The organism is Paenibacillus sp. P36, assembly GCF_045866505.1.
Lineage (GTDB): Bacteria > Bacillota > Bacilli > Paenibacillales > NBRC-103111 > Paenibacillus_E > Paenibacillus_E chondroitinus.
The window spans coordinates 2,306,788-2,321,332 of the sequence record NZ_AP038372.1; the positions used below are offsets into that span (position 1 = coordinate 2,306,788).

General features: G+C 46.3%; 13 protein-coding genes. 11 read left to right on the top strand and 2 right to left on the bottom strand.

What is annotated here, in order from left to right:
• Window positions 1-41: 41 nt before the first annotated feature.
• Entirely contained in the window at window positions 42-671 is a 630-nt protein-coding gene (locus ACKTT9_RS10560) for a nitroreductase family protein (RefSeq protein ID WP_407871502.1), read from the bottom strand.
• Between the two features lie 178 nt (window positions 672-849).
• Between ACKTT9_RS10560 and ACKTT9_RS10565 the strand changes: the two genes are divergently transcribed.
• The 9 genes from ACKTT9_RS10565 to ACKTT9_RS10605 all read left to right on the top strand — a co-directional run bounded on the left by ACKTT9_RS10565 (window position 850) and on the right by ACKTT9_RS10605 (window position 11,497).
• Window positions 850-1,131 (top strand): hypothetical protein, encoded by a 282-nt coding sequence (locus tag ACKTT9_RS10565; RefSeq protein ID WP_246239435.1) that lies wholly within the window; start codon window positions 850-852, stop codon window positions 1,129-1,131.
• A gap of 62 nt (window positions 1,132-1,193) precedes the next feature.
• On the top strand, window positions 1,194-1,667 hold the full coding sequence (queD, locus tag ACKTT9_RS10570) for a 6-carboxytetrahydropterin synthase QueD (RefSeq protein WP_407871503.1): 474 nt from the start codon (window positions 1,194-1,196) through the stop codon (window positions 1,665-1,667).
• Window positions 1,667-2,347, top strand: a complete 681-nt coding sequence (locus ACKTT9_RS10575) for a 7-carboxy-7-deazaguanine synthase QueE (protein WP_407871504.1) — start codon at window positions 1,667-1,669, stop codon at window positions 2,345-2,347. Before queD ends, ACKTT9_RS10575 begins: the two co-directional genes overlap by 1 nt.
• A 65-nt stretch (window positions 2,348-2,412) precedes the next feature.
• A complete protein-coding gene (gene queC, locus ACKTT9_RS10580) occupies window positions 2,413-3,111 on the top strand; it encodes a 7-cyano-7-deazaguanine synthase QueC (RefSeq protein ID WP_407873004.1) in 699 nt (232 codons plus the stop codon).
• Window positions 3,112-3,146: 35 nt separating this feature from the next.
• Complete coding sequence (locus ACKTT9_RS10585; RefSeq protein ID WP_127454487.1) at window positions 3,147-3,824, top strand: response regulator transcription factor; 678 nt, start codon at window positions 3,147-3,149, stop codon at window positions 3,822-3,824.
• Window positions 3,821-5,215 carry an ATP-binding protein gene (locus ACKTT9_RS10590; protein ID WP_407871505.1) on the top strand — a complete coding sequence of 465 codons (1,395 nt, stop codon included), beginning with the start codon at window positions 3,821-3,823 and terminating at the stop codon, window positions 5,213-5,215. Before ACKTT9_RS10585 ends, ACKTT9_RS10590 begins: the two co-directional genes overlap by 4 nt.
• Before the next feature lie 113 nt (window positions 5,216-5,328).
• Window positions 5,329-8,442: an efflux RND transporter permease subunit gene (locus ACKTT9_RS10595; RefSeq protein WP_407871506.1), complete on the top strand. Its 3,114-nt coding sequence runs from the start codon at window positions 5,329-5,331 to the stop codon at window positions 8,440-8,442.
• A 12-nt stretch (window positions 8,443-8,454) separates the two neighbouring features.
• Window positions 8,455-9,753, top strand: a complete 1,299-nt coding sequence (locus ACKTT9_RS10600; protein WP_407871507.1) for an efflux RND transporter periplasmic adaptor subunit — start codon at window positions 8,455-8,457, stop codon at window positions 9,751-9,753.
• Window positions 9,754-9,790: 37 nt separating this feature from the next.
• On the top strand, window positions 9,791-11,497 hold the full coding sequence (locus ACKTT9_RS10605; protein ID WP_407871508.1) for a hypothetical protein: 1,707 nt from the start codon (window positions 9,791-9,793) through the stop codon (window positions 11,495-11,497).
• 104 nt (window positions 11,498-11,601) lie between these two features.
• Here ACKTT9_RS10605 and ACKTT9_RS10610 read toward each other — a convergent pair whose 3' ends face one another.
• Complete coding sequence (locus ACKTT9_RS10610) at window positions 11,602-12,507, bottom strand: AraC family transcriptional regulator (protein WP_407871509.1); 906 nt, start codon at window positions 12,505-12,507, stop codon at window positions 11,602-11,604.
• A gap of 154 nt (window positions 12,508-12,661) precedes the next feature.
• Here ACKTT9_RS10610 and ACKTT9_RS10615 point away from each other — a divergent pair, with 154 nt between their 5' ends.
• A complete protein-coding gene (locus tag ACKTT9_RS10615) occupies window positions 12,662-13,504 on the top strand; it encodes a sugar phosphate isomerase/epimerase family protein (RefSeq protein WP_407871510.1) in 843 nt (280 codons plus the stop codon).
• Between the two features lie 3 nt (window positions 13,505-13,507).
• Window positions 13,508-14,527, top strand: a complete 1,020-nt coding sequence (locus ACKTT9_RS10620) for a Gfo/Idh/MocA family protein (protein ID WP_407871511.1) — start codon at window positions 13,508-13,510, stop codon at window positions 14,525-14,527.
• The last annotated feature ends 18 nt before the right edge of the window (window positions 14,528-14,545 follow it).

Here is a 14,545-nt window from a genome sequence, read left to right on the forward strand (position 1 = left end):
ACTCCCATTTTGCTAGGAGAGCCATGCCTTTTTTTATTGGATTAGAATGTGTTGGAAACAGTAATTTGCTCTAGGGACAAACGGCCAGATGGACGAGCAGGGGTAGCCGCCAAACCAACACTGATTAGCATAACAGGTACGTAACGAGCAGGAACGTTGAATGCTTCAACGAATTTCGCCGCGTCGTATCCGCCCATCGGGCAAGTGTCATAACCCATAGCTTTAGCAGCAATCATAAGCTGCATAGCGGCAAGGGAAGCATTGCGAATCGCTTCGTCACGAGCAACTTGCGGGTATTGATAAACATTTTCGATTTGAGCAACAAGTGTGTCTTTCACTTCTTTCGGCAAATGACCAGCTTCAACGGCTGGACCGAAAACAAGCTCAGCATTTTTGTTCGCTTCAAGATCACCCAGAACGGCGATAACTACGGAGCTTTCAACGATTTGTTTTTGACCGTATGCAATTGGAAGCAATTTCTCTTTTTGAGCTTGATCGTCAATAACAACCAGCTTCCAGTGCTGAAGGTTCCATGCAGATGGAGCTTGGGAAGTGGAAGTAAGAAGCTGCTCAAGATCAGCCTTCGGCATTTGGTGCCCTGCTTGGTATTGCTTAACGGAATGACGGTCTTCCAAAACTTTCAAAACAGCGGATTGTACTTGTGTGCTCATTGAAATGCCTCCAAAAATAATATTATTGTAAAATTATAGAAATTATATTAAAAATTGTAACTCAAAAACAACAATTTACTGTAATCTTAAATGTTATAGTTAGAGTTGTCAAGGGGTCTTCCGTGATGTCGGAAAATGTTGGATAATGGAAGGAAGAAAGGGGTTGTCCCTCTTGAAAATGACGCAAAAAGAGTTGAGCCACCTTGTATTTCTATCGGAAGTTGTCCTGACAGGCAAGAAAAAAAGCCTCATGGAGGAAACACTGCAATGCCTGCTCTATATTGTAAAATCATTGGAAGAGGTTGATCTGCCGGAGACGGTTATCGATCAAATCGAATGTTTGATGGCAACGATTGAATCGGATTTGCGTGATGAAAACGAGCGGATGCAGGAAATCAGGGGCCACTTGGATTGGACGCAAAAGCGAAGGCGGAATCCGCCAGATGTTGATAGATTGTGAGAAGTGCTCACTTCATGATATAATGTAGAGTACTGTTTTTTTATAATTAAGAGGTGATAGATATGAGCTATGAAATCCCAAGAGATGTGCAAATGTTGGGACGTGACATCACAGAGAACCAATTAAAATATCATCACAAATCCGTTTTGATTTCTAAGGAATTTACGTTTGACAGTGCGCATCATTTGCATTGTTATGAGGGAAAATGTAAAAATCTGCACGGCCACACCTATAAACTGCAAGTTATTATGCGCGGTAAGGTGGATAGCCGGGGGATCGCAATAGATTTTGGGGATATTAAACGTATTGCAAAAGAACGCGTCATTGATCGTTTGGATCATAAATATTTGAATGAAGTGCTGCCTCCTATGAATACAACGGCTGAAAATATGGTTGTTTGGATCTATGAGGAGATTCATCAGGCACTTCTGGATGAAAAGCTGTACCCAGCCATTAAGCTGGAAGAAATTCGGCTGTGGGAGACGCCGACCTCCTACGCGGCCATCACTCGCTCGATGATGGAGGAGGAAGAGTAATGCGAGATATCCGCATTCCGATGGTCGAGATCTTCGAGACGGTTGAAGGCGAAGGGACCCGTGCCGGGTTCCCAACGGTCTTCGTCCGTCTTTTTGGTTGCAACCTGCGCTGCACCTGGTGTGACACCAAGTACAGCTACCCTCCCGCGGAAGCGGAGAACGTCATGACCATTGCTGAAATTGTCAGCAAGGTCACTTCGTTCCGCTCCCGGCATATTTGCCTCACCGGCGGCGAGCCGCTCCTGTACGGTGAGAAGTCGCTCGCATTGATCGAGGCGCTCGCCGAGCTGGAGCAGGTCGACGACCTGCACATCGAGACGAACGGCGCGATCGATCTCGCGATGTTTGTAGAGCGTGTATCCTCACCGAAGGTGCGATACATTATGGACTTTAAGCTCCCCGACTCCGGCGAGATGGAGCAGATGATTGTCAGCAACTTCGGCTTGCTGCGCGAGCAGGATGAGCTGAAGTTCGTGATCGGCAGCGAGCACGACTTCCGCACCGCGGTGGACGTGCTCGAGAAGTATCCGACGAAGGCGCTGCCGATGTTCAGCCCGGTGTGGGAAACGATGCCGCCGCACAAACTCGTACAGCATATGTTGGAGGCGGGACTCTCCAAAGTAAAGCTGAATATGCAGCTGCACAAGATCATTTGGGATCCGGCGATGCGCGGCGTTTAGCCGCGTGCCAGCCGTGGTATCCCTTTTTTCAGTATAATAAGAAAAAATGAGGTGTCATGATGAGTATGAACAGCGATAAGAAGAAAAGAGCCGTTGTTATTCTAAGCGGAGGCCTGGACAGTACCACTTGCATGGGAATTGCCAAAGAGGCGGGATACGACCTGTATCCGATTTCTTTTGACTATGGACAGCGCCACAAAATTGAAATTGAAAATGCGAAGCAAGTCGCGGAGCATTATGGCGTGAGCCAGCGCCACAAAATCATTAAGCTTGATTTCCTGCGTGATTTTGGCGGCAGCGCCTTAACGGACGATACCATTGATGTGCCGAACGTTATGAGTGGAGAAGCGGAGGAATCCGAAATCCCGGTGACTTACGTGCCTGGACGTAATCTGCTCTTTCTCTCCATCGCAACGTCTTATGCGGAAGTAACAGGTTCCGAGGCGATTTACATCGGTGTGAATGCCCTCGATTACAGCGGTTACCCGGATTGCCGTCCGGAGTTTATTCATAAGGTGGAAGAAGTCATAGCCCTGGCAACGAAAGTTGGTGTGGAAGGGAAAGGCATCACGATTGAAACGCCTCTGATTGATTGGACGAAAGCGAAAATCATCGAGGAAGGATTGAAAATCGGAGTTCCCTACGAGCTGACGACATCTTGCTACAACGGAAAAGCTGAAGCCTGCGGCGTTTGCGACAGCTGCCGTCTGCGTTTGAAGGGCTTTGAAGAAGCGGGCTCGAAAGATCCGATTCCGTATCTGTAAGTAGTTCAAAAGCTGAATGAAAGGCAGGGCGATTCGTGACCAGAATCATGGTGGTGGATGATGATGCGGACATCAGAGAGCTGATACGCGTCTATTTGGTTGGAGAAGGTTTGACGGTGACGCAGGCGAGCAATGGCGTTGAGGCGCTCAGCTTGCTCGAAACGACCCCGGCGGATTTGGTCGTCCTGGATATTATGATGCCCCTGATGGACGGTTGGGAATTATGCCGCGAGCTCAGGGCGCGATACGAAGACTTGCCTCTGCTCATGGTAACGGCCAAAAGCGAGTCCGTACATAAGGTGAAAGGGTTCCAGCTTGGCACGGACGATTACCTCGTGAAACCTTTTGACCCTTTGGAACTGGTGATGCGGGTCAAAGCATTGCTGAAACGCTATCGCATTAACGCTTCGCAGACAATCTCGGTCGGCAATGTTGTCATTGACCGAACGGCCTTTGAAGTTCGCTTGCCAGATCAACGACTGTCCCTCCCTTTGAAAGAATTTGAATTGCTTTATAAGCTGGCCAGCTATCCGGCTCAAATTTTCACGCGAACCCAGTTGATTGAACAGATTTGGGGGATCGATTACGAAGGCGATGATCGGACGATCGATGTGCATGTCAAAAGGTTGCGGGAGCGCTTCGAGCCGCTGACCGAAGAGTTTCGGATTTCCACAATCCGAGGATTGGGGTATAGACTTGAGGTGAAAGCATGATCAAGTCGCTCTACCTCCGTGTGGTGCTGACTTTCTTGGCCGTTGTAGTCGTGAGTGTGTCTGTGGCCTTTCCGCTCGCAACGTTATTTTTCAGAAGTTTGATAACAAGTGAATTTCAGGATGAAATGCTCACGATAGGCAGTCAGATCGTTAAACTTAGCGAAGATATGCAAGTGAAGCAGCTGGATACGTTCGTGACGGAGAGCAATCGTTTTAATGAAAATTACATTTTCACGCTTTTCAATGAACAGGGCGAGCCGATGACGGCAGTTTCATTAAATAAACGCGGAGTCCCCCGGATCAGCGCCTCGGAAGTAGCCTATGTTTTGAACGGCAGCGTATTCAAAAGCTTGGATTATGGTTTGATCAAAGATCCGCTTGGGGATATGAAAGTTGGCATTCCTCTTGTGCTTGGTGAGAAGACATTCGCGCTCTTCATTCATCCGAATTTATCTGAAACGACTCGTCGTCAAGTACAGACAGCCATTATTACGGTTCTTGTTATTGTGCTTGTCGTGGGCAGCCTACTCATTCTCGTTGCTTCGCGATACTTGGTTAATCCGCTGAAGAAATTGACAGTGGCTACGCAGCGGCTCGCTCGTGGAAATTTTAACGTGCATGTTGCTGTGAATCAGAAGGACGAGCTGGGACAGCTGGCTGACAGCTTCAATCATATGGCTGGCGAGCTGAAGCAGCTTGAGCAGATGCGGCAGGATTTTGTTTCGAATGTATCGCATGAGTTTCAAACTCCGCTTACGTCGATCCGCGGCTTCTCCAAAGCATTGCGAGAGTCCGAAATCGAAGAGTCAGAGCGTCTGCGTTATCTGGAAATCATTGAACGGGAAAGCGATCGGTTATCCCGGCTAAGTGATAATTTGTTAAAATTGGCTTCGCTCGAATCCGAGCATCACCCGTTTAACCCGACTACGTTTGACTTGGATGAACAGCTGCGAAGAATCGTTGTTTTCTATGAGCCATTATGGTCTGAGAAACAGCTTGATATGGATTTGTCACTGCCACGAGTGAAAATTTCGGCGGATGCGGATCAATTGAATCAAGTTTGGATGAATTTGATCGGGAACGCGGTCAAATTCACACCTGTTGGCGGGCATATATTTATCAAGCTTGTCCCCTTAAGAGATCGTGTTCAGATTTGGGTTCAGGACAACGGAATCGGCATCTCGGAGGAAGATCAAGGGCGGATTTTCGAGAGGTTCTATAAAGTAGATCAAGCTAGGCAGCGCGATACGGGAAGCGGGCTCGGGCTTGCTATTGTAAGAAAAATTATTGACCTGCATCAAGGCACGATTGAGGTTCGAAGCGAACAAGGAAAAGGGACTCAATTTTTAGTCACTTTGCCAATTTTAACCTATACCTTGAAGAAATCATGAACAGTGAAAGCTTGGAAATTTTATTTCCAGGCTTTTTTTGATGTCTGTTCATATTGGGTTCATATTTGAAATGTATCTTATAGAAACAATCATTAGATGAGGGGAGTAAAGGAATGAATCGACTCACATACTTTTCCATGAAAAATGTTTCGGCATTATTCATTATCATGATCATGCTTTTTGTAGGCGGCTTGTATTCTTCATCGCAGCTTAAAGTAGAGAACATGCCGAACGTTTCTTTCCCGGTAGTTGCTGTAACGACTACGTATACAGGTGCACCAAAGGATGTCATGGATGAAATTACATCACCGATTGAGAAGAAGTTGGCCAATATCGAAGATTTGGATTCGATGCAGTCGACATCAAGTGATAACTTCTCCATGATTATTCTGATGTTCAAACAAAATGTAGACACTGATAAGAAGAAGCAAGCTGTACAGGATATGCTTGCAGAAGTTTCTCTTCCGGCTACGGCTGGAACACCGAAAGCTTCAACTTTTGGTGCTGCTTCCTTCCCTTCCAACTATTTAGTCGCTTATGCCGATAACGGCATTAGCCAAACGGAGCTTGATAAATCTTTTAAAGACAAAATCAAGCCAGCTCTTGAAGGAATTAAAGGGATTGACCATATGGACGTAATCGGCGCCAGAGACACCTCGCTGGATATTGAGTTGGATGCCGCCGCGCTTGATGTTTATGGTCTATCGCCAGGTATGGTATCGAATGCGATTAATGCTGCTGCGACGAAAAGTCCGATTGGCAGTGTAGAAATCAGCGGCAATGACAAGATGACGCGTGTAACGGGCAATTTGACCAGCTTGTACGAATTGGAGCAGCTGGAAATTACAACGCCAAAAGGTGATATCGTAACGCTGGATCAGGTTGCAAATGTCAAAGCGATTACGGAATCTGATTTCATCGGTCGACTGGATAGCAAGCCGGCGATTGGGATGATTTTGTACAAAGCAGGCAGTGCGAATGCGGTTGATTTCTCTGATGAGATTCAGAAGCAAATTAAAGAGTGGAAAACAACTTTGCCTAACGTTACTTTCAAGAATACGTACGATAGCGCAGACCAAATTAACGAATCTATTGCAGGACTAATACGTGAAGGTATCGTAGGGGCTATTCTGGCATCCTTAATGATTCTGATTTTCCTCCGTAATGTTCGGATGACGCTTATTGTTCTGGTTTCGATTCCGCTTTCCATTTTGATTACTTTACTATTAATGTCTACCCTAGGTTTAACGCTCAATACGATGACTCTCGGCGGTATTTTTATTGCCGTAGGCCGGGTCGTGGATGACTCGATTGTCGTTATTGAAAATATATATGCCTCCTTGCAGAAAGCACAGGAGCGTAATGAGTCCGTTATTGCTCTGGCAACGAAACAAGTTTCAATGGCAATTACGTCCTCCACCCTAGCAACGGTTGGGGTATTCGCACCACTCGCTTTGGTTACGGGTGTTGTCGGCGGATTCTTTAGACCTTTTGCCTTAACAATTGCTTGTGCGTTGCTTTCATCCTTGATTGTAGCTTTAACGGTTATTCCGATGCTGGCTAAGCTGCTTGTGCTTCGCAGTAAACCGAGCAAAGTTCATCATGATGAGTCGGCACCAACGAAGTTAACAACGTTCTATGAGAAAGTATTGACTTGGAGTTTGAAAAATAGAATTAAAACGCTGCTTATCTCAGCGCTGATGCTCGTTGTGACGATGGCCAGTACGATTCCATTCTTGTCTGTGGCCTTCTTGCCTGAATCAAGCGCCGCGACGACGATGTATTTCCAACTGAAATTGCCATATTCAACTTCTTTTGAAGCAACGGATGCAAAAACGAAGGAAATCGAAAAAGTCTTGTTAGATACGAAAGACTCAACTGGCGAGCCTGTTTTCAAATTTGTGGAATCCTTAGTCGGTTATGCCGGCAATGACGATGAGCGTACACCGTATGCATCACAAATTTTCGTTCAAGTAAATGACAAAGTAGATGGCAATCAAGTAAAAGATGAAATGAAGGCTTATATTCTCTCTGAATTGCCAGCCGGCTCTGAAGTTGAGCCAAAATCGATGGAAGGTGACTTCGGCGTATCTTCGACGGACTTTGCCTATACGCTGCAAGGCGATGACCAACTTCAATTGGAGAAAGCAGCTAAAATGGTTAAAGATAAGCTGCAAACTTTCCCAGAGCTTTCTGAGATTGAAGATAACTTAAGTGATGCTAAAACAGAAATAGAGATTGCTGTGGATCAGAATAAAGTAAGAGCTTATGGCTTAAGCGCCTCATCTGTTCGAGATACAGCACGCGCCTGGATTCAAAAACAAAGTCTGGGAGATATGAAATTCGATAACATCACATATACCACAACGGTATCGTTAGACAAATCGGATAAAAACACGCTTGAGAAACTGGGCAACATTCCATTAGCCGGATCAAATGGTTCAACGATTCTGTTGAAGGAAGTAGCCAAAATTAACGAAACGAAAGGTGCTGCGTCCCTTGCACGTGAAGATCAGCAGCAGCTTGTCAAAGTATCAGCCAAAATTAATGATTCAAATAAAACCGGCGTAAGTGCTAAGCTTACCGCGGCATTAAAAGATGTTGAATTACCGGAAGGCGTAACACCGAAAGTGACGGGTGTTTCCGACGATGTTAATGAGAGCTTCGGTCAATTGTTCGTCGCGATGGGAGCAGCAGTTTTCGTAGTTTACCTGATCATGGTTCTAGCTTTTGGAAACGCAAGTGCACCATTCGCTATCTTGTTCTCTCTACCGCTTGCGGTTATCGGTGGGTTGCTCGGACTCGTTATTGCGCACGAGCCACTAACGGTTACATCTATGATTGGTTTCCTCATGCTCATCGGTATCGTCGTCACGAATGCCATCGTATTGATCGACCGTGCGCAGCAGCTGCGCCATGAAGGCTACACGGTTCGCCATGCTTTAATTGAAGCAGGGAAAGTGAGACTTCGTCCGATCATTATGACAGCTGGAGCTACGATTATGGCTTTGGTGCCGCTGGCCTTAGGTATTTCGGCAGAGGGCGGATTGATCGGTAAAGGACTTGGTGTTGTCGTTATCGGTGGTCTGATTACCTCTACGGTTCTAACGCTAGTTGTCGTACCTATTGTGTACGAGTTGATTGAGAGCATTAAGAACCGCATGGGTCGTATGTTCAATCGTAAAAAAAATGACCAAAACACAACCACAAGTACGATAGAGGTATAAGGAGGCACATAGATGATTAACGATAGTTCGAGAAAACGTAAATTTAAATATCGCTCGATGGGCGTAATTGCGCTATTGACCGCAGCTGCGGTCTTAGCGTCCGCCTGTTCCGCGCCAGGAGCCAAGGGGGCTGCGACGGTTTCGTTAGCGCCAAAAGCGGTTAAAACCGAGGCTGTTAAGAAGCAAAAAATTAGCAATCCCATTGAGCAAGTTGCCGATGTAGCGGCAGGAACGACGCTGGATGTTGTTTCAAAAGCAAACGGTGAAGTGCTGAACGTGGTGAAAAAACGCGGAGAGTACGTGGAAAAAGGTGAAGTTCTCTTCGTTATCGATAATAAAGACGCCTTGTCCGCACAACGGAAAAGCGAGCTAGCTTTGAAAAGTGCGCAAGAATCTTTACAGCAAGCACGAGACAACAAAGTGAACAACCGCAAGGATTTGGCTGACAATGTGACAAGATCACAAACTGCTTTGACTAACGCACAGCAAGATTACAACAAAATGCGTAATGATTTTGATGCAGGTACGGCGGTTCAGCATCAAGTGGACCAAATGAAGCAAGCTTTGGACAGTGCCCAAATGAATTTGGAAGCAGCACAAAGCAAGCTGTCGGCCTTTGATAATTCCGATTCGATCACTTCCGCTCAAACGCAGGCAGAATCTGCCAGCTTAGCTTTAGAGGATGCAACTCGCTCCTTGGAGAATTATGAAGTTAAGGCACCGGGCAGTGGCGTACTAACTGACTTCAACGTGGTCGTTGGACAAACGATCTCCGCGGCAGCCGGTAAGGTCGGTCAAGTTCAGCAAATTGATCCGATTAAAATCAAAACAGAGCTTACCGAAACCAACTACCAGCTTGTCAAAGGGAAACAAGAGCTGGTTTACTATAATCCAGATACACCGGACAAAAAAGGAACAGCAAAAATCAGCTATTTAGCTCCAATTATGAGCGCGGCAACCAAAACATACACACTTGAGTTGGAAGTTCCAAACAGTGATCACCAGCTTCAGCCAGGTAGCAGATTCATGGTGCAGCTAACGACGGAAACCGAAGAACAAGTTGTTGCGATTCCAACGTTAAGCGTAATTCGTGAAGAATCAGATACGTTTGTGTTTGTTGAACAAGGCGATCAATATGTGAAACGTAAAGTGAAACTTGGACGTATCAGTGGAGAGTTCCAAGAAGTAATAGATGGCGTCAAAGATGGCGAGAAATTAGTCACTTCCGGACAAAACACATTGAAGGACGGACAAAAGGTAGAGAGCGCTAGTGCTTCCCCAGCCGCGAGTGCAACACCGGCAGCGAAATAAACCGACAGCGAAACTACACAAAGAGGAGCGTATATACATGAAAAAAAGACCATGGAAAAACAGTCTGACCGCGATTATGCTTGGCGCCATGATCGTGCAAGGCGGCACCGCCGTATGGGCAGCCGATGCAGCGCCAGTCAGCAGCCCTTCAGTCAATTATGGACTGACAAGCGACATCCGCGCAGCCGTGAAAAGTGTAGCCGTGACGCCAACGGCTACCGGTTCACAGCTTGCTGTCACTGTTCGCTTATACAATGGAGGCGTGACACAGAACCGGGTGCCTGAGCATGAGCTTCGCGTGCAGACTTCCACCGGGGTGTCCTATACGCTGAAACCGAGCGGAACCAATAAAGAGTCCTTACAGCCGAAAGAAATCGGTGAGCTTGTTTATATGACAGCCGTTGATACGAAGGAAATTGGCACAATTGATCAGTTATCTTTCGTCAACGTTGACGTTTACTCATACCCGAAAGTGGAAACAACACTGCTTGCAATGCCAACCACTTCCGTATGGTATGGTGCAACGGGAAGTGCGGCGTTGCAAAGTCTTTCTAACATTGCTTGGGGCCAATCGTTCTCGATCCCAGGTGTTAATTCCGGATTAACCTATACAGCAATTGAAGCTTCCATGCAAAATACAACCGCAGGCCGTGTAGCAGTCGTTACTGTTCTTGCTAGCAACCCTGGCACAGGCCGCGAAACAGTGCCAGCATTCCGTATGGATGCGCAGTCCGAAACGAAGAACTACGAAGGAAAACGCGCGGAAGTAGAGCCAGTTACCTTGGAAGCCGGCGAGCAAAAATATATTCATTTTGCCATCCCGGTTGAAAATGGCGTGACCTTGTCTGACTTGGTTGTCTTGTCAACAGATAACTATGTTCCGAAAGGCGGAACCGATGCGGCGACATTAGCGACAGGTAAATTGGCTGTTGCATGGCCGAAAGAGCAAGGGACTTCAACAGCAGTTCCTTATACGATCGGTCAACCGATCGCGTTCGATGCCTTGACGAAAGTGGTTGACAAATCGACACAAGTGTCTTTGATGGAGCTTCACCTGCATGAGAACCCAGGTGAGGGTTATAAAACTGCTGTAGCCAAGTTCAAACTAACGAACACGAGCACAACGCCAATCGCGTTGCCTGCGTTCGCATCGGAATTGGTGAGTACGCAAGGTCTAACGTACCAAGGAGCTCGCCAAGCTAATGTTACTCAAATGATGAATCCGGGTCTCAGCTACGTCGTAAGCTACTCTTACATCGTTCCGCAATCGGAAACGGGAACCAGCTTTTCCATGAAGCTGCTTGATTCTGTTGCTGCTGCCCCGTACACAACAACAATTGCAGCATTGCAAACGGATCTGCAGCAGGAAGACACAGACTCAACGATTTCCTTGTATCCATTTGATCTGAAATTCAATGATGTGACAGTTAACTCGGTAACGACACCTCAATTGACTTACACGTACAAAGTACGTCTTGATCTGGGTATCGAGCAAAAAGAGAATGTTGTTGTAGACAACAACTTCTCCAAATTGAGATTCGAGATCGTCGATAACGCGGGTCGCGTAATTGGCTCCAAAGATGCGGCTTTTAATGGCGACAATAAATTGATTAGCGGCGTACAGACGTTGGATGCTTCGAACATTACAACGGATCAATTCAGCTATCCATTCACTGTGAATGTGTATGAAACCATTGAAACGGCTAATGGTACAGCAAAACGTTTGTTGAAAGTCATTAAATAAAGTGGATTGTAAAAAAGCACCCAGAATGGGTGCTTTTTTGATAAGCGCATGTGGCCACGTTGGATGATATCCAATGAAAACACCAATAACGCATGTAGAGCAAGTTAAACACGCGCCTTCACCGATTTCGCATAATCCGAGGGGGACATCCCCACTGTTTTCTTAAAGTCTCTGGAGAAATAATGAATGCTGGCATACCCGAGCATCGCGGCAATTTCCGTGAAATTGTAGCGGCCTTCTCTGATGTAGGTTTTGGCTTGTTCGATTTTGAGCGATTTGAACGCTTCTAACACACCGGTCTGCATTTGTGACTGGAAAAGCTCCTTCAATCGGCTTTTTCCCAAATGAAACGTTTGGCACAACTGATCCTGGGTGAAAGATTGCGACAGATTTTCCTTTAAATAAGCGATGATTTGCTGAACGATACGTTGTTCGGCTTTTTCTTTTTGTAACGAGGACTGCTTGATCCTGGTGGCTGGATCTATCGTTGAAGCAGCCGACTTTTGATTGCGAATCAGCGTGATAAGCAGCGCTTCCAAATACGTTTTGATCAACTGCTCGCTGGCAAAAGGGGCTCCCGGATTCCGTTCCAGATGATGTACGGAAGGCTGATCAAAGGGAGGCAGAAAAGCTTGGAACCCTTCTTGGATAATGAGGGATAACATATTTCTTTCCCGGTCGCCCAGCGGTACAATTTTATTTTCAAAATCAGACATCGCTTCCGACGCGCATTCGAAGGAAATGACGATAAGATTAGGCGGTTTATGCTCATGCTTTACGCTAACGGTATGGAATTCTTCCGGTTTATGAAAAATCATATGCCCTTGCTGAAGCGTGTGGATGTGATCATCGGCCCGAACCTCGACCTCACCTTTGTCGACATATAGAATTTCCCAAAAGTCGTGTTGTTCGCCGTCAAACACATATCCCTTTGCATACTCAAAATAGTGAAAGGAAATGAGATTTTGAATGGTTAGTGATTCTTGAAGCTGTATGCGAGGGAATTCCATGCTGTCCGTCCTTTCTTAGCGTCGTAGTGGTGATAGGACCCAGCCTTATTTTATCATATTCGTTTTGGCAAAAGTGCAAATAAATCGGCTTTTTGGATAAATCTTATCCTGCCCGCGTCTTTTATAATAGAGGTAAGAGACGGAGGCGATAACGATGAAAAAAGGGATAAATATTTGGTCATTTCCAGGCTCCATGAAGGTGGAGGAATGTATAGCTGTCGCGAAGGATGCCGGGTTTGACGGTATCGAATTGGCTTTGAACGAAACAGGCGAGCTCAGTCTTGAAAGCAATGAAAGCGAAATCAAAGAATACCGCAAGATGGCTGATGATAAAGGCATTGAATTAACGAGCTTAGCCAGCGGTTTATATTGGACGTACCCCATCACGAGTGGACATGCCGGGACGCGTCAAAAAGCGAAAGATATCATCAAAAAGCAGCTGGAAAGCGCAGCGATTTTGGGCGTAGACACGATTTTGGTTGTACCTGGTGCGGTTGGCGTAGATTTCATTCCGGACGCTGAAGTGGTGCCATATGATCAAGCCTACGATCATGCACTGGAAGGGTTCAGTGAGTTGTCTGCGGTTGCGGAATCTCTGAAAGTATCCATCGGCATTGAAAATGTTTGGAATAAATTTTTGTTGTCACCACTGGAAATGAGAGATTTTATTGATAAAATCAATTCGCCATATGTCGGTTCCTATTTCGACGTAGGGAATGTCGTATATGCCGGTTACCCGGAGCACTGGATTTCAATTTTAAATAACCGTATCAAAAAAGTTCATTTCAAAGATTATCGCCGCGCCGCGGGAGGTTTGCATGGATTTGTTGATTTACTTGCAGGCGATGTGAACTATCCGGAAGTCGTGAAGGCGCTGCAAGCAATTGGCTACGAAGATTATGTGATCGCTGAGATGATTCCTGGCTATACGCATCACGGTCAGCAAATCATTTATAATACATCTGGTGCTATGGACGCAATTCTGGGGAGGAAATAAGCCATGTTGAAAATCGGATTAATCGGGTTAGGTTTTATGGGGAGAACACATCTGGAAAACTACATTCGCCTCGAAGCCGAAGGGGTTCCAATTAAAGTCGTGGCTTTATGCGATATTGATATCGAGAAGCTGGAAGGGAATGCGTCCGGAGGGAACATCGATACGGGTTCTTCCGGCATTGACTTCAGCGTTTACAATAAGTATACAAGCGTTGCTGAGATGCTTGAAAAAGAGCAGCTGGACTGTGTAGATATGACGCTGCCAACGTTTTTGCATCGAGAGATTTCCATTCAATGTTTGAATAAAGGTCTACACGTTCTATGTGAAAAGCCGATGGCGCTGAATGCCGAAGAGTGCAAGGACATGATTGAAGCTGCCGAGCAAAACGGGAAGCAGCTGATGGTCGGTCAATGCCTGCGCTTCTGGCCAGCCTACGAGTATTTGAAGCAAGCCGTTGCAAACGAAACGTATGGCAAGGTTCTCGCTGGGTACTTCTACCGCGGCGGAGGAACGCCAACTTGGGGACCATGGCTGCTACAGAATGCCAAAAGCGGCGGAGCTCTTCTCGACATGCACGTGCATGACATCGATATGATTAACTGGTTGTTCGGTAAACCGGAATCCGTCTCCACTTTGGCTCGTAACGTCGTGCCGGGCAGCGGGTACGATGTTGTTTCAACCAACTATTTGTACGAAGACGGCAAGGTCATCAATGCGCAAGCAGACTGGACGCTGCAAGGGGATTATGGCTTCGATATGCAGTTCCGCGTTAACTTTGAAAAAGGCAACATTATTTTCAACGCAGAGGGACTTAAAGTGAACGTGAACGACGGTCCTGGCTTCAAGCCTGAAATCTCTGCGGAAATGGGCTACTACCAGGAACTCAAATATTTCGTTGAGACTTTGATTTCCGGACAAAACGTAGCAACAGCTACACCTTTCAGCACGATGGACAGCATTGTCATTGCAGAAGCTGAAATTGAATCGGCGGATAATCGCGGTGCATGGGTTCGTGTAAAATAGCTTCGAAACATAGAACAG

What these genes read in the sequence shown, in the direction of transcription:
- queD (WP_407871503.1), top strand. Translation starts at nt 1,194, where the DNA reads ATGAGCTATGAAATCCCAAGAGATGTGCAAATGTTGGGACGTGACATC.
- ACKTT9_RS10605 (WP_407871508.1), top strand. Translation starts at nt 9,791, where the DNA reads ATGAAAAAAAGACCATGGAAAAACAGTCTGACCGCGATTATGCTTGGC.
- ACKTT9_RS10610 (WP_407871509.1), bottom strand. Translation starts at nt 12,507, where the DNA reads ATGGAATTCCCTCGCATACAGCTTCAAGAATCACTAACCATTCAAAAT.
- ACKTT9_RS10595 (WP_407871506.1), top strand. Translation starts at nt 5,329, where the DNA reads ATGAATCGACTCACATACTTTTCCATGAAAAATGTTTCGGCATTATTC.
- ACKTT9_RS10615 (WP_407871510.1), top strand. Translation starts at nt 12,662, where the DNA reads ATGAAAAAAGGGATAAATATTTGGTCATTTCCAGGCTCCATGAAGGTG.
- ACKTT9_RS10560 (WP_407871502.1), bottom strand. Translation starts at nt 671, where the DNA reads ATGAGCACACAAGTACAATCCGCTGTTTTGAAAGTTTTGGAAGACCGT.
- queC (WP_407873004.1), top strand. Translation starts at nt 2,413, where the DNA reads ATGAACAGCGATAAGAAGAAAAGAGCCGTTGTTATTCTAAGCGGAGGC.
- ACKTT9_RS10620 (WP_407871511.1), top strand. Translation starts at nt 13,508, where the DNA reads ATGTTGAAAATCGGATTAATCGGGTTAGGTTTTATGGGGAGAACACAT.
- ACKTT9_RS10600 (WP_407871507.1), top strand. Translation starts at nt 8,455, where the DNA reads ATGATTAACGATAGTTCGAGAAAACGTAAATTTAAATATCGCTCGATG.
- ACKTT9_RS10590 (WP_407871505.1), top strand. Translation starts at nt 3,821, where the DNA reads ATGATCAAGTCGCTCTACCTCCGTGTGGTGCTGACTTTCTTGGCCGTT.
- ACKTT9_RS10575 (WP_407871504.1), top strand. Translation starts at nt 1,667, where the DNA reads ATGCGAGATATCCGCATTCCGATGGTCGAGATCTTCGAGACGGTTGAA.
- ACKTT9_RS10565 (WP_246239435.1), top strand. Translation starts at nt 850, where the DNA reads ATGACGCAAAAAGAGTTGAGCCACCTTGTATTTCTATCGGAAGTTGTC.